20 protein-coding genes are annotated in these 25,059 nt (G+C 66.6%); 5 read left to right on the top strand and 15 right to left on the bottom strand.

Annotation, left to right across the window (positions count from 1 at the left end; genetic code table 11):
- Nucleotides 1-9 precede the first annotated feature (9 nt).
- From N792_RS01050 to N792_RS01010, 9 genes are all read right to left on the bottom strand, one after another.
- Nucleotides 10-288, bottom strand: coding sequence for a DUF493 family protein (locus N792_RS01050; RefSeq protein ID WP_036191645.1), 279 nt, complete (start codon nt 286-288; stop codon nt 10-12).
- Nucleotides 289-553: 265 nt separating this feature from the next.
- Entirely contained in the window at nt 554-1,771 is a 1,218-nt protein-coding gene (locus N792_RS01045) for a D-alanyl-D-alanine carboxypeptidase family protein (RefSeq protein WP_052103234.1), read from the bottom strand.
- A 63-nt stretch (nt 1,772-1,834) separates the two neighbouring features.
- Complete coding sequence (locus tag N792_RS01040; RefSeq protein ID WP_036191640.1) at nt 1,835-3,181, bottom strand: septal ring lytic transglycosylase RlpA family protein; 1,347 nt, start codon at nt 3,179-3,181, stop codon at nt 1,835-1,837.
- The gene (mltB, locus tag N792_RS01035; RefSeq protein WP_036191637.1) at nt 3,178-4,323 is read right to left on the bottom strand and encodes a lytic murein transglycosylase B; all 1,146 of its coding nucleotides are present in this window, start codon (nt 4,321-4,323) and stop codon (nt 3,178-3,180) included. Before mltB ends, N792_RS01040 begins: the two co-directional genes overlap by 4 nt.
- A gap of 93 nt (nt 4,324-4,416) precedes the next feature.
- Nucleotides 4,417-5,529, bottom strand: a complete 1,113-nt coding sequence (gene rodA, locus N792_RS01030) for a rod shape-determining protein RodA (RefSeq protein WP_036191635.1) — start codon at nt 5,527-5,529, stop codon at nt 4,417-4,419.
- Nucleotides 5,526-7,523 (bottom strand): penicillin-binding protein 2, encoded by a 1,998-nt coding sequence (gene mrdA, locus N792_RS01025; protein WP_084105253.1) that lies wholly within the window; start codon nt 7,521-7,523, stop codon nt 5,526-5,528. The genes rodA and mrdA overlap by 4 nt, the downstream gene beginning before the upstream one ends.
- Before the next feature lie 3 nt (nt 7,524-7,526).
- Nucleotides 7,527-8,012 carry a rod shape-determining protein MreD gene (gene mreD / locus N792_RS01020; RefSeq protein WP_036191632.1) on the bottom strand — a complete coding sequence of 162 codons (486 nt, stop codon included), beginning with the start codon at nt 8,010-8,012 and terminating at the stop codon, nt 7,527-7,529.
- Nucleotides 8,009-8,998, bottom strand: coding sequence for a rod shape-determining protein MreC (gene mreC, locus N792_RS01015; protein WP_036192279.1), 990 nt, complete (start codon nt 8,996-8,998; stop codon nt 8,009-8,011). The genes mreD and mreC overlap by 4 nt, the downstream gene beginning before the upstream one ends.
- A gap of 28 nt (nt 8,999-9,026) precedes the next feature.
- Nucleotides 9,027-10,073: a rod shape-determining protein gene (locus N792_RS01010; RefSeq protein WP_036191630.1), complete on the bottom strand. Its 1,047-nt coding sequence runs from the start codon at nt 10,071-10,073 to the stop codon at nt 9,027-9,029.
- A 324-nt stretch (nt 10,074-10,397) separates the two neighbouring features.
- On the opposite strand from N792_RS01010, the gene N792_RS01005 reads away from it, so the two are divergent.
- Nucleotides 10,398-11,330, top strand: coding sequence for a carbohydrate kinase family protein (locus tag N792_RS01005; RefSeq protein ID WP_036191628.1), 933 nt, complete (start codon nt 10,398-10,400; stop codon nt 11,328-11,330).
- A 270-nt stretch (nt 11,331-11,600) separates the two neighbouring features.
- Here the strand turns inward: N792_RS01005 and N792_RS01000 are convergent, their stop codons facing one another.
- The 3 genes from N792_RS01000 to ubiE form a co-directional block, all read right to left on the bottom strand.
- Complete coding sequence (locus N792_RS01000) at nt 11,601-12,326, bottom strand: hypothetical protein (RefSeq protein ID WP_036191627.1); 726 nt, start codon at nt 12,324-12,326, stop codon at nt 11,601-11,603.
- A gap of 500 nt (nt 12,327-12,826) precedes the next feature.
- The gene (locus tag N792_RS00995) at nt 12,827-14,770 is read right to left on the bottom strand and encodes a M1 family metallopeptidase (protein WP_036191624.1); all 1,944 of its coding nucleotides are present in this window, start codon (nt 14,768-14,770) and stop codon (nt 12,827-12,829) included.
- A 73-nt stretch (nt 14,771-14,843) separates the two neighbouring features.
- Nucleotides 14,844-15,659, bottom strand: a complete 816-nt coding sequence (gene ubiE / locus N792_RS00990) for a bifunctional demethylmenaquinone methyltransferase/2-methoxy-6-polyprenyl-1,4-benzoquinol methylase UbiE (protein WP_084105251.1) — start codon at nt 15,657-15,659, stop codon at nt 14,844-14,846.
- Nucleotides 15,660-15,921: 262 nt separating this feature from the next.
- Between ubiE and N792_RS00985 the strand changes: the two genes are divergently transcribed.
- Nucleotides 15,922-16,377, top strand: a complete 456-nt coding sequence (locus N792_RS00985; RefSeq protein WP_036191622.1) for a nucleoside deaminase — start codon at nt 15,922-15,924, stop codon at nt 16,375-16,377.
- Between the two features lie 6 nt (nt 16,378-16,383).
- On the opposite strand, the gene N792_RS00980 is transcribed toward N792_RS00985, so the two are convergent.
- Entirely contained in the window at nt 16,384-16,779 is a 396-nt protein-coding gene (locus tag N792_RS00980) for a hypothetical protein (RefSeq protein WP_036191618.1), read from the bottom strand.
- Between the two features lie 204 nt (nt 16,780-16,983).
- Between N792_RS00980 and N792_RS00975 the strand changes: the two genes are divergently transcribed.
- The 3 genes from N792_RS00975 (at nt 16,984) to fabR (ending at nt 22,174) form a co-directional block, all read left to right on the top strand.
- Nucleotides 16,984-18,678 carry a site-specific DNA-methyltransferase gene (locus N792_RS00975; protein WP_036191616.1) on the top strand — a complete coding sequence of 565 codons (1,695 nt, stop codon included), beginning with the start codon at nt 16,984-16,986 and terminating at the stop codon, nt 18,676-18,678.
- Nucleotides 18,669-21,383 (top strand): DEAD/DEAH box helicase, encoded by a 2,715-nt coding sequence (locus N792_RS00970; protein ID WP_198025559.1) that lies wholly within the window; start codon nt 18,669-18,671, stop codon nt 21,381-21,383. The genes N792_RS00975 and N792_RS00970 overlap by 10 nt, the downstream gene beginning before the upstream one ends.
- 134 nt (nt 21,384-21,517) lie before the next feature.
- Nucleotides 21,518-22,174, top strand: a complete 657-nt coding sequence (gene fabR, locus N792_RS00965) for an HTH-type transcriptional repressor FabR (RefSeq protein ID WP_036192272.1) — start codon at nt 21,518-21,520, stop codon at nt 22,172-22,174.
- A gap of 79 nt (nt 22,175-22,253) precedes the next feature.
- Here fabR and N792_RS00960 read toward each other — a convergent pair whose 3' ends face one another.
- The gene (locus N792_RS00960; RefSeq protein WP_036191614.1) at nt 22,254-23,693 is read right to left on the bottom strand and encodes a hypothetical protein; all 1,440 of its coding nucleotides are present in this window, start codon (nt 23,691-23,693) and stop codon (nt 22,254-22,256) included.
- Nucleotides 23,694-24,108: 415 nt separating this feature from the next.
- Complete coding sequence (locus tag N792_RS00955) at nt 24,109-25,056, bottom strand: glutathione S-transferase family protein (protein WP_036191611.1); 948 nt, start codon at nt 25,054-25,056, stop codon at nt 24,109-24,111.
- Nucleotides 25,057-25,059: the final 3 nt, after the last annotated feature.

The following is a 25,059-nucleotide window of genomic DNA, read 5'->3' as shown; positions in this document are numbered from 1 at the left end:
CGGTATCTGCTACAGCGTCCACTTCACTTCCGGATGATCGCGCAGCAACTGATGCGCCCTGTCGTATTGCTCGCGGCTGTCGGCCAGGAACACCACCCGCACCGACACGTACTTGCCGTTGGAGGAATGTTTCCACTCGACCTGCTCGCTGCGCACCTCGATGCCGGCGTCGATCAGGCGCTGCGGCAGTTCGCGCTCCAGCCCGGCATCGGCCGCGCCCATCGCGCTGAGCTGGAACTCGCCCGGAAACTGGAAGCCGTGTTCAGGGTTGTCGGATTTGATTTCCATCCGCCGATTATGGGCGCGATGGCGGGCCAACCCAAGGGCGGATGAGATGACCGGGAAAGCCCAGTGCCGCAACCGCGGCATGACGGACGATGCGCGGGAACCGCATCCATCACACGCCTGCCGTGCCCGTCGGGTGGCCCACGGATCCGGCTTGCAGCGCGCACGGCGCCAAACGCGAACGACCGGCTTGCGCCGGCCGTTCGTGGGTTCCTGCCCGGGGATCATCGCGGCACCGCCACCATCGCGGCGATGCCCATGGCCCGGCTCAGGCCGACTGCCACCACATCAGCAGCTCGTGCCACAGGCGCTTGAAGAAGCCGCCCTCCTCGACCGCGGCCAGCGCCACCAGCGGCCGCTCGGCAACGACCTTGCCGTCGAGCATGACCTTCACCGTGCCGATCGCCTGGCCTTGGCTGATCGGTGCCACCAGGGTCCTGGGCACGTCCATGGTCGGCTTGAGCTGGTCGTACCTGCCGCGCGGGACCGTCACCAGCAGCGGCTCGGCCAGCCCGAGCTGGATTTCGTTGGCGACACCCTTCCACACTTTCTGGTCGGCGATCGAGACGTCCGCGTCATACAGCTTGTGGGTCTCGTAGAAGCGGAAACCCCAGTTCAGCAGCGCCTGGCTGTCGCTGGCACGCTGCTTTTCCGAGGTCGAGCCGAGCACCACCGATACCAGGCGCTGCTCGCCGCGCTGGGCCGAGGCCATCAGGCAGTAGCCGGCGCCGGAGGTGTGGCCGGTCTTGATGCCGTCCACGCTGCTGTCGCGCCACAGCAGCACGTTGCGGTTGGGCTGGGTGATCGGCCCGACGGTGAACTCCTTGATCTTGTTGTAGGCGTAGGTTTCGGGGAAGTGCAGCGCCAGGGCGCGGCCCAGCAACGCCAGGTCGCGCGCGCTGGACAGGTGGCCCTGGTCCGGCAGGCCGGTCGCGTTGGCGAAGTGGGTGTTCTTCATGCCGATACGCGCCGCGTACTGGTTCATCAGCGCGGCGAACGCCTCCTCGCTGCCGGCGACGTGCTCGGCCAGGGCGATCGCGGCGTCGTTGCCGGACTGCACCACCATGCCCTTCTCCATCTCCAGCAGCGGCGCGGTCTGGTTGACCTGGAAACCCGAGTAGCTGCCGTCGGTGCCGGCGCCGCCCTTGCGCCAGGCGTTCTCGCTCATCATCACCTGGTCGTCGGGCTTGATCTTGCCGCCGGCCATCTCGGCGGCGATCACGTAGCTGGTCATGACCTTGGTGATACTGGCCGGCTCCAGCGGGGTGTCGATGTTCTCGCCTGCCAGCACGTCGCCGCTGGCCGCATCCATCACCACCCACGCCGTGCCGACCACTTCGGGTGGCGGCGGGACGGGCAGCGCTTCGCTGGCCGGGGCCTGTTCGGTCGGCTTCGGCAGCGCGGGCGTCTGCGCGAAGGCGAAGCCGACGGCAAGGGTGGTCAATGCGGCAAGGCCGATCACGCGGAAAGCGGCGGGAGACTTCATCGTTCAAAACTCCGGATCGGCCCGTGGCCGACGTGTATCAAGGTGTCTGGGAAGGGAGCGCGGCTATTCGTTGACGCGCTGGGGTGCGCCGAAGCCCAGGCCGGCGATGCGGTTGGCCAGTCCGTTGGCGGTTGTGGCCTCCAGCGGCCCGACCCGCAATCGCCAGACCCGTTGGCCGTTGGCGGTGGCGTCATGCAGGCTGGCGCGGTCGATACCCGCGCCGCGCAGGATCGCCAATGCGCGGTCGGCGTTGTCGCGGGCGGCGAAGCTGGCGACCTGCAGGGTCACGTTGTCGGCCTGGTTGGTGCCGGTGACGATTTGAACGGCCGGCGCGGTGCCCGCGGCGACCCGGGCGGTCGATGCAGCCGGCCTGCCGCCCCGGCCGGTGGCGACGCGCACCTTGCGCTGCGTCATCCAGGCATCGAATTCGTCGGCCGTCATTGTCCGGCCGTCCTGGTTCATGTCGAAACGCCAGCTCTCGTCCGCGCTTGCGGGCGGTGGCGCCGTCGACGATGGAACGCTCGCCGTCGTTGCGCCTGCCGCCGCAGAGCTCCCGGCCCGGTCCAGCCGGGTGGGCTTGCCGGTGGCGATGCGCACGCCGGGCGGCAACGACAATGCGCCGGCACCCGTGGCACCCTTCGGCAGCGCGGCCACCAGGGTGTCCATCGAGCTGGGCGGTGCCGGCTTTGGTGCCACCGCAGCGACCGCGCGGGCGGCGTCCTCGCGGTCGCGCTTGCCGGCGCGACCCGCGTCGTCCTCACCCGGCTGCAACGCACGCACCTCGACCCGGCCGGTACCGGCGCGGGTGATGCCCAGCTTGAGGGCGGCGGCGTAACTCAGGTCGATCACCCGGCCCTCGTGGAAGGGGCCGCGGTCGTTCACCCGGACCACCACGGATTCGCCGTTGTCCAGGTTGGTGACGCGCGCGAAGCTCGGCAGTGGCAGCGACTTGTGCGCGGCGGTGAACGCGTACATGTCGTAGACCTCCATGTTGGAGGTGCGCCGGCCATGGAACTTGTTGCCGTAGAACGAGGCCACGCCCTGTTCGAGGTAGCCGTCGGTGTCGTCCAGGACCCGGTAGCTCTTGCCCAGCACGGTGTAGACCGGCCGGTTGCCGTAGGCCGAGCGGGGTTCGGCGACCACCTCCGGCTCGGGGATCAGCGACACGTCGATGTCGATGTCCGGGGTGGAGTCGGCGATATGCGGCGCGTACAGGCCCCCGGCGGTGTAGTGGCCACGCTTGCCGGGGTCTTCCTGGGCCGGCGGGTACGGCGACTTCCTGCCCGCCTGCGGCGTGGTCGCGCCGGCCGCTTTGCCGGCCACGGCCTTGGCGCCGGTGTCGGGCTTTTTCGGGGCGCTGGCGCAGGCCGCCAGGCCGAGCACCAACGTCGCGGCCAGCAGCCGCTTCATGCGCCCGGCTGACCCGCGGCGGCGTTGGCGGCGAGCGGGTTCTCACGGCCCGCAATCGCCTCCGACAGCTGGTAGACCGCCATCGCGTAGTGCTTGGAAATGTTGTAGCGGGTGATCGCGTAGAAGTTCTGGTACGCGATCCAGTGCTCCTTGCCGTTCACGCCGTCCAGGTTCACCAGGGTGACGTCACCGGCATGGGCGGCGCGGACGCTGGGCGTGTAGCCGCGGGCGGCCAGCTGGTCGAGCGTGTAGCGCGGCTCCAGGCCTTCCGGCTCGAAATCCGCGGCGCCCTTGGCACGCTTCGCGCGCACGGTGACCGGTTCGCCGCGCTGCCAGCCGCCCTTCTTGACGAAGTAGTTGGCGACCGAGGCGAATACGTCGTCGAGGTTGTTGAACAGGTCGACCTTGCCATCGCCATTGCCGTCGACCGCGTAGTCGCGGTAGCTGGACGGCATGAACTGCCCCCAGCCCATCGCGCCGGCGTAGCTGCCCTTCAGGGTGGTGATGTCGAAACCGGTTTCCTTGCCCAGCGCGAACAACTGCGCGAGCTCGTCGCGGAAGAACGCCTCGCGGGTGTTCTCGCGCGCGATCTTGTCGGGCTGGTTGGTGCGCGGGTAGGCGAACGCCAGCGTGTACAGCGCGTCCACCACCGGATAGCTGCCGGCGTTGCCGCCGTAACTGGTCTCCACCCCGAGGATGGCGACGATGATCTCCGCCGGCACGCCGTATTCCGCCTCGACCCTGGCCAGCGCGTCGCGGTGCTGGGCCAGGAACGCCTTGCCGGCATTGATGCGCGGCTGGGTGATGAAGATCGGACGGTAGTCGCTCCACGGTTTGGCCTCGGCCGGGCGTGACATCGCCTTGATGATGCTGTCGCGGATTTCCGCCTGCTCCATCACCGAGCGCACATAGGCCGCATCGACGTCATATTTGGCCGATGTGGCGCGCACGAATTCGGGCAGTGCGGTTTCGACCGGCTGCGCGTTCGACACGGCAGCCGGAGCCGGCTGCGGTGGCGCGGCGGGTTCGACCACGGCAGCCGGCCGGGGCTGCGGATTCGGCGGCGGGGTCTGCGTGGCGCAGGCCACCAGCGCGAGCGGGAGCGCACATACCAGGGCGCGTCTGGCGAGGTATCGAGTCATCGCAACGAGGTTAGCACTTGTTCGCAAAGGCCTGAACCGGCTCGCCCAGTCAGGTTGGTGTTGTCATTCACGCGCGCCACCTGCCGACGTGATTCAACGGCCATGCACCGGCCGATGCGCGCGCACCGCCATCACCACGCCCATGCCGGCCAGCAGTGATATCGCCGAGGTGCCGCCGTAGCTGAGCAGCGGCATCGGCACCCCGACCACCGGCAGCAGGCCCGCCACCATGCCGCCGTTGACCAGCACGTAGACGCAGAACGCCAGCGCCAGGGCACCGGCCAGCAGGCGCGAATAGCCGTCGCGCGCCTCCGCCGCGATCCACAGGCAGCGCCCGACCACGAACAGGTACAGCCCCAGCGTCACCACGACCCCGATCCAGCCGAACTCCTCGCTGAGCACGGCGAAGATGAAGTCGGTGGTGTGCTCGGGGATGTAGTTCAGGTGGGCCTGGGTGCCATCGCCCCAGCCCTTGCCCGACATGCCGCCACCACCGATCGCGATTTTCGACTGGATGATGTTCCAACCCGCACCCAGCGGGTCGCTCTCGGGGTCGAGGAAGGTCAGGATGCGGTCCTTCTGGTACGGCATCAGCAACCAGAACCAGGCCGCCGGCGCACCCGCGGCGATGGTGCCGAGCGCGGCGGCGAACCACCACCACGACAACCCGGCCAGATACAGCACAAACGCCCCGCTGATGCCGACCAGCATCGCGGTGCCGAAGTCGGGCTGCAGCAGGATCAGTCCGGTCGGCACGCCGATCAGCACCGCGGCTACCAGCACGGCCCGTAGCGAGGGCGGCGAAGGCTCGCGGTTGAGGTACCAGGCCACCATCATCGGCAGGCTCAGCTTGAGCAGCTCGGCGGGCTGGAAATAGAACACGCCCAGGTTGATCCAGTGCGCGCCATGCTTGCCCTGGCCGATGAACAGCACCGCGACCAACGGCAGCAGGCAGACGGCGTAGACCAGCGGCGTGATGTTGCGCAACTGGATCGGCGAGACCCGCGACAGCGCCCACAGCACGACCAGGCCGACGGCGAAACGCGAACCCTGGGCCATCACCAGCGCTTCCGATTTCCCGCCCGCGCTGTACAACACCGCCAGGCCGATCCCCATCAGCGCCAGCAACGCGCCCAGCAGCGGCAGGTCGAGGGTGCGCATGGCGCGCCACAGCAGGTCGAACAACCAGCGCAGGATCACGCTCATGGCGCAGGCTCCGGGCCGCCGGCCGCATCGGAACCGGTGACATCCCCGGCAACGCCGGCACCAGTGGCCGCCGCCTCGGCACCGTCCGGATCTGCCGCCTCCAGCGGATCGGCCGGCGTGCCGTCGAGCGGCTCCAGGCCTTCGGGCAGCTTGCCCAGCAGCCAGGCATCGAACACCGCGCGCGCGATCGGCGCGGCCGCACTGCCGCCGTAGCCGCCGTGCTCGACCACCACCGAAATGGCGATCTGCGGGTCTTCCGCCGGCGCGTAGCCGACAAACAAGGCGGTGTGCCGCAGGTGGTACGGCAGGGTGTGCGGGTTGAGGCTGATGTTGCCCTTGCGGCTGGAACGCTGGGCGGTGCCGGTCTTGCCGGCCATCGTGTACTCCGCACCGCGCGCCATCGCCCGCGCGGTGCCGCGCGCGCCGTGGATGGTGTCCACCATGCCTTCCTGCACCGCGCGCAGGTTGGCGGGGTGGTCGCTGATGCGGGTGCTCGGGGTCGCCGGCAGCGCCTGCCAGGGCGCCTGGTAGCCGTCGCGCCGCGATGCCAGCAGACGCAGCTGGTGCAGGTCGCCGCCATTGGCGATCGCCGCGGTGGCGCGCGCCAGCTGCAACGCGGTCGCGATCCAGTAGCCCTGGCCGATGCCGGAGATCACCGTCTCGCCGGGGTACCAGGGCTCCCTGCTGATCGTGCGCTTGTACTCGCGCGAGGGCACCACGCCGGCACTCTCGCCGGCCAGGTCGATGCCGGTCTTCTCGCCGAAACCATAGCGGTGCATGTACTCCGAAAACCGGTCGATGCCCATGTCCAGGGCCAGCTTGTAGTAGTAGGTATTGACCGACTGCGAGATCGAGTCGCGCAGATCGGTCCAGCCGTGGCCGCCGCGGCTGGCATCGCGGTAGCCGCGGCTCTGGCCGGCGATGTGGAACTCGCCGCTGGAGAAGATCCGGTCGGACGGCGTGCGCAGGCCGCTGTCGACCCCGGCCAATGCGACCATCGGCTTCACGGTCGAACCCGGCGGCCCGCCGCCCAGCACGTTGCGGTTGAACAGCGGCCGCGACGGGTTGTCGATCAGCGCGTTGTAGTCGGCGTGGGAGATCCCGTTGACGAACAGGTTGGTGTCGTAGGACGGCAGGCTGACCATCGCCAGCACCTGTCCGGTCTTCGCGTCCACCGCCACCGCCGAGCCGTCGGCATCGCCGAACGCGGCGGCCATCGCGCGCTGCAGGTCCAGGTCGATCGACAGGCGCAGGTCCGCGCCCGGCACCGCCGGCACCCGGCCGACCACCCGCATCGGCCGCCCGTCGACATTGGTCTCGACCTTCTCGTAGCCGACCTTGCCGCGCAGCGCCGCCTCGTAGGAGCGCTCCATGCCGGTCTTGCCGGTATGGCTGAAGGCGGAACTGGTCTCGCCCATCTCCTTCAGGTCATCGACATCGATCCGGCCGACGTAGCCGATGATGTGGGCGAACAGTTCGCCGTACAGGTAGCGGCGCTGCAGGTAGGACACCACCTCCACGCCCGGATACCGCCAGCGGTCGACCGCCAGCCGCGCGACTTCCTCGGGCGTCACCCGCAGCTTCAGGATGATCGGCTTGTAGCCGCGGGTGACCTTGCGGGTCTCCAGGAAGTCCTCGATCTCCTGCGGCGACAGATCGACGATCCCGGCCAATGCCGGCAGCCAGGTGTCGGGGTCTCCGGCCTCGCCCGGGGTGACCTCCAGCCGGAATGCGGGCACGTTGTCGGCCAGGATCCGGCCGTTGCGGTCGTAGATCAGCCCCCGGCCGGGCACCACCGGGCGCAGCTTGATGCGGTTCTGCTCCGCGCGCGTGGCGTACTCGTCGTACTGCCAGACCTGCAGGCGGAAATAGCCCAGCGCCAGCCCCCCCAGCGCGAGCACCACGCCGAGGAAGGCGATGCCGGCACGCACCCGGAAATGGCTGGCCTCGACGCCGGCGTCCTTGATCACGCGGCGGGGGCGACGCGGACGCACGGCCTAGCTCCTGCGCCAGCTGCCCAGACGCAGCGCGTCCAGCAGCAGGAACACCGGTGGCCACAAGGCCATGCCCGTCAACGGCGCGAGCCAGAACATCATCGGCAGCGGCTGGATGCCCAGGGCGACATGGATCGCCGCCACCACAATGCGGTCGTTCAGCAGCAGCCCGCCGATCGCCAGCGCCTGCTGCCACAACGGGAAGAACCGCAGCCGCGCGCGGAAGCGTTGCAGGATGAACGCCATCACCACCAGCCGCAGCGCCTGCTCGCCCAGCAGGCTGCCGAAGCTGATGTCGGCCACCACCCCGACGATGAAGGCGAACCCCAGGCCGATGCGGTCGGGATCCTCGATCACCCAGTAGGCGACCACCAGCGCGAGCCAGTACGGACGCAGCGGCTGCATCGCCGGCGGCAGCGGCAGCAGGCCCAGCAGCAGCCCGACGATCACGCTGACCGGCAACAGCCAGGACTGGTAGCGGCGACTCATCGGCGGGCACCGTTGCTGGCGGGCACCGGCGAGGGCGTGACGGCCTCACCGGTATCGGCGGCAACCGGCGCTGGCATCGACGCCGGCGCCGCACTTTCCGGGCGTTCCGTATCGGGCCCGGTCGACGCCGTTTCCCCGTCGCGCGGCAGCACGCCGCGCAGCAGCAGCACGTCGCGCCCGCGATCCAGCTGCGCCGCCGGCCGTACCTCGCCAACGAGGAACGCGCGGCTGTCGTCGGGATGCAGGGTGACGATCGTGCCGACCGGAAAACCCGCCGGGAAACGACCGCCCAGGCCGGATGTCAGCAGCTTGTCGCCGACCTTGACGTCGCTCGACAGCGGCACGCTGGGCAGGCGCAACAGATCGCTGCGGCCCTCGCCATAGACCACCAGCCGCACGCCGTTGCGCTCGATCGCCACCGGCACCGCATGCGCGGCGTCGGTCACCAGCAGCACGGTGGCGAGCATCGGTTGCACCTCGATGATCTGGCCCAGCAGACCGCCGGCATCGATCACGCTCTGGCCCAGATGGACGCCGTCATTGCCGCCGGCATCGACCACCAACCGCTGCCGGGCCGGGTCCAGGTCGATATCCAGGATCGGTGCGAGCTGCACGTCCAGGCGGTTCCTGTCGGCCGCGTCCAGCAGGCCGCGCAGGCGGGCGTTGTCGGCGGCGAGGGTCTGCAGCCGCGCGATGCGCGCACTGTTGACCAGCAACTCGTTGCGCAGGCGGGCGTTGTCGGCACGTAACTGGCCCATCGTGCCGGCATCGTCGTAGAGCCGGGTCACCACCCGGCCGGGCCAGCCGGCCACCACCCACAGCGGCTGCACCAGCATTGACGCCTGCCCCCGCGCCTGGGTCAGCCAGCCGCCGCGGTGGTCGAGCACGATCAACACCACCGCCAGCACCAGGTAGGCCAACAGCCACAGCGTCGCGGCAACGTCGCCCGGGCGGTTGGGCGTGGAGGAATTGGCGTAGGGGCGCACGGTGGTTGGTCAGTCGGCCTGCACCGGTCTATTCGGGGGCAAAGAACTCGTTGCCGTGCATGTCGAGCAGGTCCAGCGCGCGGCCGCCGCCACGGGCAACGCAGCTCAACGGGTCGTCGGCGACCTGCACGTGCACGCCGGTCTCCTCGCTGACGAGGCGGTCGAAATCCTTCAGCAGCGCGCCGCCACCGGTCAGCACGATGCCGCGCTCGGCGACGTCGGCGCCCAGCTCCGGCGGGGTCTGCTCCAGTGCCAGCTTGATCGCGGTGACGATCCCGGCCAGCGGCTCGCGCAGCGCGTCGAGCACTTCGTTGGCGGTGATGGTGATCATCTTCGGCACGCCCTCGGCGAGGTTGCGCCCGGTGATCTCCATGCTGGTGTTCTCGGCCTGCGGGTACGCACAGCCGAGGGTTTCCTTGACCCGCTCCGCGGTCGCCTCGCCAATCAGGGTGCCGTAGGTGCGACGCACGTAGGCGATGATGGATTCGTCGAACCGGTCGCCGCCGATCCGCACCGACGCCGCGTAGACGATGCCGTTGAGCGCGATCACCGCGACCTCGGTGGTGCCGCCGCCGATGTCCACCACCATCGACCCGCGCGCCTCGGCCACCGGCATGCCGGCGCCGATCGCGGCCGCCATCGGCTCCTCGATCAGGTACACCTCGCGCGCACCGGCCTCCTCGGCCGATTCCTTGATCGCGCGGCGCTCGACCTGGGTCGATCCGCACGGCACGCACACCAGCACCCGCGGGCTGGGACGCAGGAAACGCGACTTGTGCACCTTGCGGATGAAGTGCTTGAGCATCTCCTCGGTGTAGGTGAAGTCGGCGATGACGCCGTCCTTCATCGGCCGGATCGTGGTGATGTGGCCCGGCGTGCGGCCGAGCATCTGCTTGGCCTCGGTGCCGACCGCCGCGACGGTGCGGTTGCCGCCGACCACCCGGTCCTGGCGCACCGCGACCACGGAGGGCTCGTTCAGCACGATTCCCTGTCCGCGCACGTAGATCAACGTGTTGGCCGTGCCCAGATCGATGGACAGGTCGTTGGAGAACATGCCGCGAAACTTCTTGAACATCGTCGATTGGGCCGTGGAAGGGGTGCCGGAAGCGGTCGACTAGACTAGCAACCGCCCCCTTGCCGGGCAAGGGAAAATGGCGTACTCCGGCGCTTTCCGACGTTGATGGTCGCTTTGCCGAATCCGGCGCGTGCACGATGCGCGCCTGGCGCGCGGGCGGCGTGCGAACCAACCGGCCTGGACCGCGGCCGCGCCACTTCGCGACTGGCCGCAACCCGGGCCAACGGCTAATCTATGCGCCGCGCGCCGTCCGGCGTCGAAACCCGTCAATCCCCAACCCTGCCTGCACTCCGGCGGCGGGTGCCTCCCGGAGTGTGATTACCGATGTCTGCCCTGATCTGCGGCTCGCTGGCGTACGACACCATCATGGTGTTTCCCGACCAGTTCAAGAACCACATCCTGCCGGACAAGGTGCACATCCTGAACGTCTCGTTCCTGGTGCCGCGGATGCGCCGCGAGTTCGGCGGCTGCGCCGGCAACATCGCCTACAACCTCAAGCTGCTGGGCGGCGACCCGATCCCGATGGCGACCGTGGGCCAGGACTTCGGCCCGTACCGGGAGTGGTTCGAGCAGCAGGAGATCCGCCTGGAGCACGTCAAGGTCATCGACGAGCTGTTCACCCCGCAGGCGTTCATCACCACCGACCACGACAACAACCAGATCACCGCGTTCCACCCCGGCGCGATGATGCGCTCCTACGAGAACCACGTGCGCGACGTGCCCGGCGTGAGCATCGGCATCGTCAGTCCGGACGGTTACGAGGGCATGATCCAGAACGCGAACGAGTTCGCCGAGGCCGGCATTCCCTTCATCTTCGATCCGGGCCAGGCCATGCCGCTGTTCAACGGCGATGAGCTGCGCGCGTTCATCGAGCAGGCCGACTACGTCACCGTCAACGACTACGAATCCAACCTGCTGCAGGAGCGCACCGGCTGGAGCGAGAAAGAGATCGCCAGCAAGGTGAAGGCCTACATCGCCACGCGCGGGCCGAAGGGCGCGGTGATCCATACCGGCGGCGAGGTGCACGACATCCCGCCCGCGCACGAGCGCCGCATCACCGACCCGACCGGCTGCGGCGACGCGTTCCGCGCCGGCCTGATCTTCGGCATCCAGAAGAACTACGACTGGCTGACGATCGGCCGCATCGGCAACCTGATGGGCGCGCTCAAGGTCGAGCACCCCGGCACCCAGAACCAGCGCTTCGACTACGACGAGTTCGCCGGGCAGTTCCGCCAGCAGTTCGGTTACGCGCTGTAGAAGGTTTTTTCGGGGCCCCCGGCTGCCCCCATCCGCCCTTCGGGCACCTTCCCCCGCTGAAGCAGGGGAAGGGAAGAGGCGCACGACGCCGAGTTACGACTTTCCTGGCCGTCACCTGCAAGGGAGTGGCGGATCGCTCATTCCGGCAATACTTCCTTCCCCCGCTGCGGGGGAAGGTGGGCACAGGCGCTGATCATGGACATGCTGGAGGATTCCTACCTCCCGCCTGCGGGGGAAGGTGCCCCGGAGGGGCGGATGGGGGCGTGCCGCCTAGTTCCAGCCCGGCATCCGCTCCGGATCCAGGCCGCCGACCTCGAATGACGCGGTGCGTTTGCCGCCGGCCTTGACCGGGAACTCGATGCTGAGCACGCCGGCCTGTTTGGCCAGCTTCCACAGCGTCTTCTCGTCCTCGATGAACATCGCGATCGCCTCGTCGGTGTCGGGCCGGCTGCCGGCCATCGTGCGCGTGACGTCGTCGGCGCTGACCTTGAGCTTGCAGCCGCGGTAGCAGTCGAAGTCGCCCGCCTCCAGCACCAGATAGCTGCTGCGGCCCCACTCCGGATGGTCGCGGAAGATCAGCCGCACCGGCCGCGCGACCTTGCCATCGGTCTCGACGTTCTCGCGCGCATAGATGGCGGCCGACAACTGCTGTTTCTTGCCAACCGGCTGGGTCTGATAGGCCCACAACGCCGCCGTGCGGCGCGCTTCCCGGATGGCGCGGGCCTTTTCTGCGGCCTGCTCATGCTGCGCCTTGATGCGCTCGGCGGCCCGGCTGTCGGGATACTCGGCAAGCAACACATCGCCGTGCGCCTTGGCCAGGTCCCAGTTCTCCGCCGCGAACTGCTCGTCGAACTGTTGCGCCATCGCCTCGGCCTTCCGTTCGGCCGCGGCAGCCTGTTCGGCGCGGACGACCTCCGGATCCGGTGCCGGCTCGCAGCCGCCAAGCACCATCGCGCATACCAGGGCAACGAGCAGCGGTGATCCCGCCCGCACCATTCGCCGATCGAGTTGCGATGGATGGGCGGCGGTCCGGGTACGCGTAAGGGTCATTGCGGGGTTCTCTTGGATGTCGGGTTCAAGCCTGTCTGAATCTTAATGGTTCTTCTCCGATCCGAAGGGGGGGAGCGTCGCAGGGGTGGTGTGGGCGGGGTGGCGCCTCCGGGGCGCAGGGGGTGAATGCCCTTGGTGCGAATGTCCCCCGGCACCGATGAAGCCGGTGCCTCCTCCTTTATTTCGCACCAAGAGCATTCACCCCCGTCGTTCCAGCATGACGGTGGTTGTAGAAGCGCAAATCCACCAACACAGGCGTGTCCTGTATGTCTTCGGGGCGAAATAAAGGAGGAGGCACCCGCCGCAGGCGGGGCCGGGGGACATTCGCCCGGAAGGCGTACAGGTCGCGCCCAGGCACCAGCCCGGATGGGTGCGGACGCACAAGCTGGATACGACGCGACCGCCCGGAGGCGGTCGCGAAGCAGGCTTTCAACCGATGACAGCGATCAGTCGACCGGCTTGACCACCGTGTCATCACCCTTGGCCTTGGCGATCACCGACTCGACCGAGCCGGTGGTGATCGGGTGATAGCCCGGTCGCGCCTTCTCCAGGATCGTCTCGGCCATCGCCAGACCGGCCGGGCTTTTCACCAGCTCGGCATAGGTCGGCATGATCAGCTTGCGGCGGCCGACGCGCTCGAGGAACTCGGCGATCGCCTCGTTCGCTTCCGGATAGCCGCTGCGCACGGTCAGCGGGTACCAGCGCATCGCGATTTCGCCGTTCGGCGTGCCGGTGAATGCGTACGCGGCATCCAGCGCTGCGAGCTGGTCATGGCTCAGCGTGGCCGGCATGCCTTCCAGGAAGTGCAGCCATTCCTGGGTGCTCCACTTCGCGGTGACCTCCGTGGACGGCAGCGCACCGCCATCGATCCAGGCCTGGCGCACGGCATCGACCGCATCGAACTGCGGCGAAACGGTGACCGGCGCCGACTCCGGGATGCCCGGGCCGTAGATCCACTCGTCCAGCTCGGCCTCGGTGACCTTGCCGGGATGCTTGGCCAGCAGATTGTCCTTGGCGTACTGCACGAAGGTGGTGGTCGGGATCGACTGGAACGCGAAGTGGTCGAAGTAGCCGCGCAGGAACGGGTCGAAGTCCTCGCGGCCGAAACGGTGCTCCAGGAACATCATGAACCACGCGCCCTTGTCGTACGCCACCTCGGTCAGGGTGTCGCCGGCCTTGACGTGGATGTCGGGACGGATCGCCAGCGCCTGCGCCTGCGGCTCCATGTCACCGATGGTCTTGCGCAGTTCGTTCTGCGCGATCGCCGCTTCCATGTTGGCGAAGTCCTTGCCGTACAGCGCCTCGATGATGCGGTTCTCGACGTAGCTGGTGATGCCCTCGTTCATCCACTGGTCTTTCGGGCTGGAGAAGGTCACCAGGTTGCCGGCCCAGCTGTGCGCCAGCTCGTGCGCGATCAGCGACACCAGCGACTTGTCGCCGACGATCACGGTCGGGGTGGCGAAGGTGATGCGCGGGTTTTCCATGCCGCCGTAAGGGAACGACGGCGGCAGCACGAGGATGTCGTAGCGGCCCCAGCGGTACGGGCCGTACATGGCTTCGGTGGCCTCGATCATCTTCTCGGTATCGGCGAACTCGGCCGTGGCCTTGTCGACCATCGCCGGCTCGGCCCACACGCCGCTGCGGTCGGAAATCGGCTTGAACACCAGGTCGCCGGCGGCGATCGCGAGCAGGTAGGACGGGATCGCCTGCGGCATCTCGAAGGTGTAATCGCCGTCACGCACGGCCTTGGGATCGTTGTCGGCGCTCATCAACACCATCACGTCCTTCGGGCTGGTCACGTGCGCGGTGTAGGTGAAACGCACCCGCGGAGTGTCCTGCAGCGGCACCCAGGAACGGGCGTGGATCTGCTGCGACTGGCTGAACATGAAGGGCTGCTTGCCACCCTCGGTCATTGCCGGGGTCAGCCACTGCAGGCCCGAGGCCTGCGGCGCGGTGTGGTAGGTCACGCGGATGCGCCCGTTGCGCTCCGGGGCCTGGATGCTGAGCTTGCTGCCCAGCAGCTTGTCGGCGTCGGCCAGCTCGTACTTCAGGTCGACCCACTTGCCGTCGCTGCGCTCGCCGACCACTTTCTCGATGGTCAGGTCACGGGTGTCCAGCACCAGCTCGGTGGCCTCGGGATCGACCCAGTCCAGGTCGTAGGTGGCGCTGCCGCTGATCTGCTTGTCGTTGAAATCGACATCCAGCGCGAGCGCGAGGTCCCTGATCCGGACCTTGTCGGGCTCGGCATAGGACAGCGAATCGTATTCGGCACCCGGCGCGGTGACGGCGTCGGATTTGGCGGCGGTGTCGGCGGCCGGCGCGGCATCGCGCGAGCAACCGCCGAGCACGACGGCGGCGGCAAAACACAGGGTCAGGATCGAGGAACGCATTGGCGGGCCCACAGTTTCAGGTGAGCCCGCGAGTGTAGCCGCGACCGGCCACGCGCGCGAAGTGCCGCCTTTCCTACACCTTGTAGCCGGTATGCACCGCGACGATGCCGCCCGACAGGTTGCGGTAGTCGCAACGCGCGAAACCGGCCGCCTGCATCATCGCCTTCAGCTCGTCCTGCGGTGGATGCTTGCGGATGCTCTCGGCCAGGTACTGGTAGCTGTCCGCATCGTTGGCGAACAGCTTGCCCAGCCGCGGCAGGACCTTGAACGAGTGGAAGTCGTAGATCGGCTTGAACCAGTCGTACTTCACTTCCGAGAACTCCAGCACCCGCGCCTGCCCGCCGACCTTCAGCACCCGGTGCATCTCGGCCAACGCCGCGTCCTTGTCGGTGACGTTGCGCAGGCCGAACGCGATGGTGACCAGGTCGAAGGTCGCATCCGGGAACGGCAGCTTCTCGGCGTTCATCTGCACGTATTCGAAGCCGCCGACCTTGCCCCTGTCGGTCATCCGGTCGCGGCCGACACGCAGCATCGAACCGTTGATGTCGCCCAGCACGATCGAGCCGGTATCGCCGACGCGGTCCTTCAGCAGCAGCGCGATATCCCCGGTGCCACCGGCCAGATCAAGCACCCGGTCGCCGCGCCGCACCTGCGCGGTGGCGACGAAGTAGCGCTTCCAGACCCGGTGGATGCCCAGCGACATCAGGTCGTTCATCAGGTCGTAGCTGCCGGCCACCGAAGAGAACACCTCGGCCACCAGCTTCTGCTTGTCCCCGGTGGGAACGTCGCGGAAACCGAAGTGGGTGGTGCCGTTCCGGTTGGCGTCCGGGGCCGCGGAAGCGCCGGACTGATCGGGGCTGCGGTGATCGTTGGGAGTCGGATCGTTCATGTGCCGATTATCGCACCGGCCCGCCGGCCGCGTCGCCGCTCCCTCAGTACCGACCTTTTGCCTACAGGGACTTCCCAGACGTAGGAGCGGCTTCAGCCGCGACCTGTACATAGTGGCCACCGTCCGGCGTGCTTTGACCAACTGGAAGACAACGCCGGAGCCATGCTCTTTCCCGCTCCATACAGGGTCGCGTCACCCATCCTCGACATCCCGCATCACCACGACGACGATCAACCCATCCATTCCTTACGGACCCATCCGGATGATCGCCACCCCCGACTACCGCGCCCTGCTCGCCACCGCCGTCGCCGAAGCCCGCCAGGGGCTGGCCGAAGGCGGCATTCCGATCGGCGCCGCGCTGTACCACGCCGACGGCCGCCTGCTCGGCTGCGGCCACAACCGCCGCGTGCAGGAAAACGACCCCTCGATCCACGGCGAGACCGACGCCTTCCGCAAGGCCGGCCGCCAGCGCAGCTACCGCGACACCATCATGGTCACCACGCTGGCCCCGTGCTGGTACTGCAGCGGCCTGGTGCGGCAGTTCAACATCGGCACCGTGGTGGTCGGCGAATCGGAGACCTTCCGCGGCGGCATCGACTGGCTGCGCGAAGCCGGCGTCACGGTCATCGACCTCGCGGATCGCGAATGCATCGAGATGATGCAGGGGTATATCGCCGCGAATCCGGACGTGTGGAATGAGGATATCGGCGAGGGGTGAGGCTGCTCAGGCTCCCGTCTTGACGGCCTCGGCCAGCGTTGAAACCAACTCTCGCACCAGCTTGCGCTGTGTCGACGGCAGGCCGACGAAAGCCTGGATCATCTCGCGATCCTGAGGCCCCAGCTGCGCGGTCCAATCCAACCTTGCCTCCCCGACCCGCAGCTTTCCGCCGAACCGCAGCACATGCGGCTCGACATTGAACAGCGCCGCCAGCACCTGCAGCCTGTCCTGCCGCGGGAGCGCCTGTCCGCTCAGCCACTTGGAGGCTGTCGAGAAAGCGACCGACTGCCCCTCGTAATGACTGTTGAAGAGCTTGTGCAGCACCCCCGGCCTGGGCGCATAGCCCTTTCCGCGCATCGCCGCGGCCAGCCGTAAAGAGAACTCGTGTCGCTCATCGCCCATGGCCGTTGAAGGTACGGACGCGGGCCGCTGAGAATTCGCTTATCGGGCTTATTTGAATTAGCGTATCGGGCTAATTTGCTCGATACGCTCATGCCCAAGTCCCTGCTCGAACCACTACTGGACATCGCTGCCAAGCGCGGGCGCGAGTGCGTGTGGGCGCGCAGGCGGCACGTGCTGTGGGATTCCTCGGCGGGGAACCGCTAGATGCCGGTACTGGACTGGATCGGGAAGTCTGCTGTGGTCAAGCACCACAAGGACGTGCCCTACCGGCTGCTCGAACCGGTGCCCGCGTTGAGCTGCAGTGCGGATGACGGTACTGACAGCGGAAACCTGATCATCCAGGGCGACAACCTGCACGCCCTGAAGGCGCTTCTGCCGCGCTACGCGGGACAGGTGAAATGCATCTACATCGACCCGCCGTACAACACCGGCAACGAGGGCTGGGCCTACAACGACAACGTCAACAGCCCGGAAATCCGCCGGTGGCTGGGCGAGGTGGTGGGCAAGGAAGGTGAGACGCTCGACCGCCACGACCGCTGGCTCTGCATGATGTATCCGCGGCTGGTGCTGCTGCGGCAGTTTCTGCGGGATGACGGCGTAATTTTCGTTTCGATCGACGACAACGAGATCCACCATCTTCGATCCGTTGCCAAAGAGATCGGCCAGCTTTCCTTTGTTGGTTGCATCGTATGGGAGCGCAAGAGGAAAGGTTCCCATCTGTCCAAGAAGCTGACAAAGAAAACCGAGTACATCGTTGTCCTGAGCGGGAAATCCAACGATATCGAGTTGGTCGGCGAAGACGTGGGGGAGGACGAGGACTTCCCCTTGGTAAAGCGGACGAATGCGGTAAAGGAACTCAAGATCCCGGCCGAGTATCTGGGCCCAACCAAACTTCAAGACGGCATCTATCCGCGAGGTCGCTATGGGCGCGGTGGTACGGCGGTGGAGTTGTTGACGGAGGCGACGGTCAAGGGCGGCAACTTCGTGTCCGATGTCCACCTGAGAGGACCATTCGTCTGGACCCAGTCAAACCTGGACGATGAGCTGGGAAAAGGCGGCAGGTGCTTCCTTCGCACCAAGAACATGTCTCTGCGCGCGGTTAAGGCCGCGGCGAGCCAGGGTCAAAAGGGCCTGAGTAGCCTGCTCACGAAGGAAGTCGGGACCAACGAGGACGCCTCGTCTGAGTTGGCCGAAATACTCGGCGTGGATCTCAACTCCGTCTTCCAGTATTCGAAGCCGGCAAACCTGATCCAGACCCTTGTCCGGGCAGCGACTTTTGCCGACCGGGATGCCATTGTCCTCGACAGCTTCGCCGGCTCTGGCACTACCGCCCACGCCGTCCTGAAGCAGAACGCCCAAGACAGAGGCAAACGGCGCTTCATCCTGGTCGAAATGGATGAAGACATCGCCCGAAACGTCACGTCCGAGCGAGTCACACGCGTCGCACACGGCTACACCAATGCAAAAGGCGAGCGCGTCAAAGGCCTTGGCGGCGGCTTCCAGTTCTGCCGCCTGAGCAAGGAGCCACTGTTCACCGCCGACGGCCGGATTCGCGAAGACGTGCGCTTCGCCGAACTCGCCGAGTTCGTCTGGTTCGCCGAAACCGGATCGGGCCGCGTGCGCAACAAGCGACATAAATCGAACTCCCCGCTGCTCGGTACTGCCAATGGCAAGGCGATCTTCCTGCTCTACAACGGCATCCTCGGTGACCGCAGCGACCCGGGCGGCAACGTGCTCAATGGCCGCACGCTGGAATTGCTGCAGGAAGAGGTCGGCGACTTCGAAGGCCCATGGGTGGTGTATGGCGCCCGTACCCGCTTCGACCCGGTCCGGCTCAACCAGCTGGAGATCGACTTCAAGTTGCTGCCCTACCGGCTGAGAGAACTGTCGTGGGCCTGAAGGACTATCAGCAACGCCTGCTCGACGACTACGAGTCCTTCCTGTCGCGTACCCGTGAACTGGGCGACCCGGCGCGGGCCTTCGCCGAAAGCACGCTGCAGGCCTTCGGCCATTCGCTTCCGTATCACCCGCTGCCCGACGCGGCGTCCGTTCCCTATGTCTGCCTGCGCGTGCCGACGGGTGGCGGCAAGACCCGGCTGGCCGGACAGGCGATCGATTGCGTGCGTCGTACTTTCCTGTCGGCAGACTTTCCGCTGGTGATCTGGCTGGTGCCTTCGGATCCCATCCGCGAACAGACGCTGTATGCGCTGACCACGCCGGGCGAGTTGCTTTACGAAGACATGCGCTCGCTGTTCGGTGGCGTCAACGTCCTGAATATCGACCAGGCCCTGTCCGTCCAACCGGCCACGCTGGATACCGCGCCAACCATCGTCGTCACCACAATGCAGTCATTCAAGCGCGAAAGCGCCGAGGGCCTGCGCGTAAACCGCCAGAACGGCAGCCTGATGGCGCACTTCACCGATGTGCCGGAGCAACTGCGCGGCGAACAGTCGCTGGTGGATGTCATCCGTATGCGCCGCCCCTTCATCGTGGTCGACGAAGCACACAGTCAGGGCGCGCCGCTGGCGATGGAAACGCTGGTGAAGCTCGGCCCGAGCTGTGTACTGGAACTGACTGCCACGCCAGACCGCAACCACCATCCATCCAACGTCCTGCGCAGCGTGTCCGCCTCCACCCTGCAGGGCGAGGACATGCTCAAGCTGCCGCTGGAACTGGCCGTGCACGCGGAATGGCGTGTCACCCTGACCGAGGCCATCGCGCGGCTGCGTGCGCTGGAGCAGGACGCCGCCGCTGAAACCGCGCAGACCGGCGAAATCATCCATCCGGTCGTGATGCTGATCCAGGCCGAACGCAGGAGCGCGCACACGGCAACCTTCACTCCGGACGTGGTGAAGCAGCACCTGATCGCCGACTTCCAGGTTCCGGCCGAGTCCATCGCCATCGCCACCGGCGAGCTGGACGAGCTGTCCGGCAAGCGCGTTGGCGACCCGGACTATCCGCAATTCATCATCACCGTCGACAAGCTGCGCGAAGGCTGGGATTGCCCCAACGCCTATGTGCTGTTCACCTTCCGCAACACGACCTCGGCCACGGCGGTGGAGCAGATACTCGGCCGCGTGCTGCGCATGCCGAGCGTGAAGCGCAAGCAGCACGAGAGCTTGAACCGCAGCTACGCCTACGTGGTGTCCAGCGAACTGGCCGCCACCGTGCAGGGGCTGCGCGATGGACTGGTACAAAGCGGCTTCGAGCGGTTGGACACGAAGCAGCTGATCCGGTTGCCGGATGACGTGGTATCAACCGGCAACGTGTTTTCGCAGGACGTGACCGTGCCGCTCCCGGAAGCGGACAACGCCGTCGTGCTGCCCGACCCGGACGCGATCGCCAACCTGTCCGCCTCGCTGCGCAAGCGCGTGGAGGTATCCCCTGAGACCGGCACGCTGACGATCAAGGGCGACACGACAGCACAGGACATCCGGAAGATTGCCGCGACCTTCTCCCTATCGAGTGCTGCGATGGCAGTACAGCACGGACTGGATGCCGCGCTGGCGGCCCGGATTTCGCCATCGCCTGCGGAGCGGACGCCAGCCGAACGTGGTGAGGAAGCACGGATCCCGCAGCTTGTCCTGAAACAGGGCAGCTTCTTCGGGATATTCAATGAGACCGCGTTGCTGGACGCGGATTGGGAGATCGACAGCTTCGATCCGGAGCTGACCGAAGGCGAGTTCGCCCATGACCTTGAAGCCATGCGCCGCGCGCAACTCTCGATCTCCGAGCTGGAAAAAGTGGAGTGCGGCATCTACGACCGGCTGGACAGTCAACTGGCGCTGTTCTCGGTGGAGGACGACTGGAGCGCGACCGAACTGGTGCACTGGCTCGATGCCAACATCCACTTCCCCTACGCCGACCGCGACCAGAAGGTGGCCTGGATCAATGCGGTGGTGACGTGGCTGCTCGAACGACGCCAACCGCAGTTCACCATCGCCGAACTGGCTTATCGCAAATACCGCCTGCGCGGCGCGGTGGAGCGGAAGCTGGTCGCAGGCTTGAAAGTCGCCAAGCAGACGGTGTTTGATGCCCTGCTCAGCGACGAATTCCGCTTCCAGACCTCAGACGACAAGGCGCTGCTGATCAAGCAGGGCCGCTACGCCTACGACACGCCGTATACCGGCCTGATCCCGCTGAAGCGGCACTTCTTCCCGGTGATCGGCAACCTCAAGGATCGGGGCGAGGAGTTCGAGTGCGCCGAGTACATCGCGAACCAGTTGCCCGGCGTTGCATGGTGGATACGGAACGTCGAGCGCAAGCCGACCTCGTTCTCATTGCAGACGGCGTCGGATCGCTTCTATCCGGATTTCCTCGTCGGACTGGAGAACGGCGGCATCGTCGCGGTGGAATACAAGGGTGGCCACCTCGCCGATGCCGGCGACAGCCAGGAGAAAAAGCGCATCGGCCAGCTGTGGGAACGTCGCAGCAAGAACTGCGCATTCGCCTGGGTCGAGCGAGGCGATTGGGATGCGATCAAGGAGGCTGGAACGCGTATCGCCAGCAAGGGCCTGCAAGGTGACCCTACAAACGGCACGCCGGCCGCCCCACAAATCCCAACCCGGGGAGGTAGCAATCATTCATCCGATCGACGTGATTAGCGAACGCCTCGGTCGCCGTAGCGAGTGAAAGCGCGACGTAGTCAAACCAGTTGCCCACCGATCTGGGCCGCAGTGCCGCAAATAGCGAGAGAACCATCCCGCTTTGCGTCATGATGGGCGCGATCCCATCTGCGATGCCGGCGTCATTCGTGCCCCACTCCCAACCCGCCTCCCCGTCCCGCCTTGGTCGTCGGCCTTCGATCACGCGCGAGGATCTGCTCACTGCCGCGCTCGCACTGCTTGGGCCGAACCGCAGCGTTTCCACGCTGGGTCTGCGCGAGGTGGCGCGCGAGGCGAACATCGCCCCCAACAGCTTCTATCGTCATTTCCGCGATATCGACGAACTGGCGGTGGTCTTGATCGATCGGGCCGGCAGCTCGTTGCGCACGATCATCGGCCAGGCGCGCAATCGCGCGAGCACGGGGCGCGGCGTGGTCCGCAGCTCGGTGGAGGCCTTCTTTGACCGCCTGCGCGCCGACGACAGGTACCTGCACCTGCTGCTGCGCGAGGGTCTGGCCGGCTCGAACGCATACAAGCAGGCGGTCGATCGGCAGCTCAGCTTCTTCGAGGAGGAGCTGCAAGAAGACCTCATCCGCCTGGCAACAAGTAGCGGCATACCGCTGCACGAACCTGAACTGGTGGCCCGTGCCATTACCCGCCTGGTGTTTGCGGTTGGCGGCAGCGCGATCGACCTCCCGCGCTCGAGCGACCCGGAGCAGATCGACCAGCTGACCACGATGGTCAAGATGATCGTCGTTGGCGCGCAGCGGATGCATCCGCAGGCCAAATGACAACGCCGGACCAATGTCCGGCGCTGCCATTTCAACAAGAGCCAAACACCCCGACGCGTCAGCGCCGGGGTGACGTCAGTTACTGCACGCCGCAGCTGGGCGCGTAGCCCGAGAAGTACCCATCGTTACCGCAGCGCCCGCCGGTGGTGCTGTAGGACTGCCCGCGCACCGCACGGACCTGCACCGATGAATCGTCGTGGCAGTTGTGGCCACCCGCCGTGCTGAACACGTTGTACTGCGTTGAGCAGGTATGTCCACCCGCGTCTGTCCGGATGGTTGGACGGCGGTAATAGGTCAGGCGCGGCCCGGTATAGGTGCACCTGTGCGTCATTGGAGACACGGTGGCGCAGGTACCGTGGTTACAGAAACTGCGCCAGCCCGCATGCGTTTTAACGCTGGACGTGGTGCTGTTGTAAAGCCAATGGCCAACGCGGGTTCCCGAGTGTTGGGCGATAAGCACGAACGGTTTGCTCCAGACCTGGATATAGGTCTGATAACGGCCACCGGCGGCAATCTGGTTGTCCGGCCCACCCAGTAGCGGCTGAGGTGTGGTGTCGCGCACCGGCAACAGGTGGGTCACCATCGTCTGCGCCAAGCGGTGCATCGCCGCCAGTTCGGCCGGATTGCCCAGCGTCACGCCCGAAGTCGAGCCGGAGTTATATGCCAGAGCATTCAACGCCGTTGCCGCACGACCGAAGTCCGCCGCGATGGCATCCGGGTCCCGCGCGGTCTCGAGTTCCATCTCATCCGCCCAGCCCTCCGGTACCAGATCGCCGCCCAGCTCGCTGGCCAAGACGTAACCGTCGACGGCCTTCACCATCGAGTAGGCGTCGATACGACCCATCTCACCCGTCACCGGATCCGGCTCGTCGACGACAAACTGCTGCGAGCTCACGAACGCGATGCCGTTGCCCAGCTTCGCCTCCAGCATGCCGTCGCGGGTACGGGTCATCTGGATGTCCCTTGCCGATTGCCGATAGAAGTCGACCACCTGCATGACATCGGGAGTGAACGACGCCCGCATGCGCTCGGTGGCACGGGCGGGGTAGCTGCCCGCCGACGTGGTCGACGCCTGCCGGGCGAGGTCGGCCAGACCGGATTTCTCGGCCGACAACGACACATGCAGATCGGCGGCCTCCAGCGCCTTGCCCAGTCCGGTCAGTGATCGCGCATAGGAAAAGCCCTCCCTGGCTGTGAACTCTCCCTGCTGTGGAACCCAGTTCGTGGCATACGACTCGCCGCCAAGCGCCACGGTGCGCGCCTCGCCGTCCACCACCCGGAGGCTGAGCGCACCCGGCGCGCCGCTCACTTCGTCCACCGACCGGCGGGCTTCGAAGTAGAGATCGACCCCATTGGCGTTGTAGACACCGGCCAACCCGAGCTCCGGATCGGCCAGGAAGAACTTGATCTTGCCATTGGACAGTTGGGCTCCATCAGAGGGAGCGGCGGCGGCGTTACCCGCAAAGGCCATTGCAATGGCCATCGCGATGCCTCCCACGAACATTCCTTTGTATTTCATATCGGTATTCCCCGAGGTTGTTTCGCTGGATAAGAAAACCCGAACAACATGAGCAACCGATCCCGGGACCGACCTGAAATACCCCCCTGTGGCAGGCACCGGACAATGGCTTGTGGCCGCTCAAGGACAACTGTACACAAACAATACAGTTGTGCATCTTGCGCTGCAGCATTGCCGGACTTACGCTAAATCAGCGTGAAAACAGTGGCTTGTGGAACCGCCTGCTCCCAGGTGGTTGCGGAAATGCTTTCAATGCGCCGTCACCGCGATAGACCGGCAGCGCCTTCATACCGCCAACGACATCTCCTGGGTGAGATCGCGTCGCGTGCCGCTCCCAATGTGTAGAGGGGCTACCGGGCGCCTCTAACGGCATGGATCCACGCCTTCGCGGGGATGACGATCAGACGCGAGCCGCCTAATACATCTCCACCGGCCCCAGCGGCACGATGCCGGTCGGGTTGATGGTCGGATGACTCTCGTAGTAATGCCGCTTGATGTGGTCGAAGTGCACCGTATCGCGGACGCCGGGAAGTTCCATCATCCGCGCGGTGAATGCGTGCAGTGCGGGGTAGTCGGCGATCCGTCGCAGGTTGCATTTGAAGTGGCCGTGGTAGACGGCATCGAAGCGCACCAGAGTGGTGAACAGGCGGATGTCCGCCTCGGTCAGCCGGCTACCGACCAGCCAATGCTCTGCCGCCAGTCGCGACTCCAGCCAGTCGAGGGTGTCGAACAGGGGCCGCACGGCCTCTTCGTAGGCGGCCTGGGTGGTCGCGAAGCCGGCGCGGTACACGCCGTTGTTGACGTCCCGATAGACGCGGGTGTTGATCGCGTCGATCTGCCCCCGCAATGCCTCGGGATAGAAGTTGCTCGGCTTCGCGCCCAGCCCGTCATAGGCGGTGTTGAACATGCGGATGATCTCGGACGATTCGTTGTTGACGATCGTGTCCGTGGCCTGGTCCCACAGCAGCGGCACCGTCACCCGGCCGGTCATGCCGGGGCGGGCACGGGCATACAGCTGGTGCATGTACATCGCGCCCATCACCGGGTCGGGGATGACACCGGGGGCGTCCTCGAAAGTCCAGCCATGGTCGCGCATCCGCCAGTGCACGGCCGAGACCGGCACCAGATCCTCCAGTCCCTTCAGCACGCGCACGATCAAGGTGCGATGCGCCCATGGGCAGGCGTAGCTGACGTACAGCCGGTAGCGGCCGGGCTCGGCGCGATGGCCGGCCTGCCCATCCGGACCCGGGCCGCCGTCGGCGCTCAGCCAGTCGCGGAAGCCCGCTTCCTCGCGCCGGAACTTGCCGTCACCGGCCGTGTCGTACCACTTGTCCTGCCACTCACCGTCAACCAGCAATCCCATGAA

Source organism: Lysobacter concretionis Ko07 = DSM 16239 (genome assembly GCF_000768345.1).
Taxonomy (GTDB): domain Bacteria; phylum Pseudomonadota; class Gammaproteobacteria; order Xanthomonadales; family Xanthomonadaceae; genus Novilysobacter; species Novilysobacter concretionis.
The sequence above is the reverse complement of the archived record's forward strand: the minus strand, read 5'-3'. Positions and strand labels throughout refer to the sequence as shown.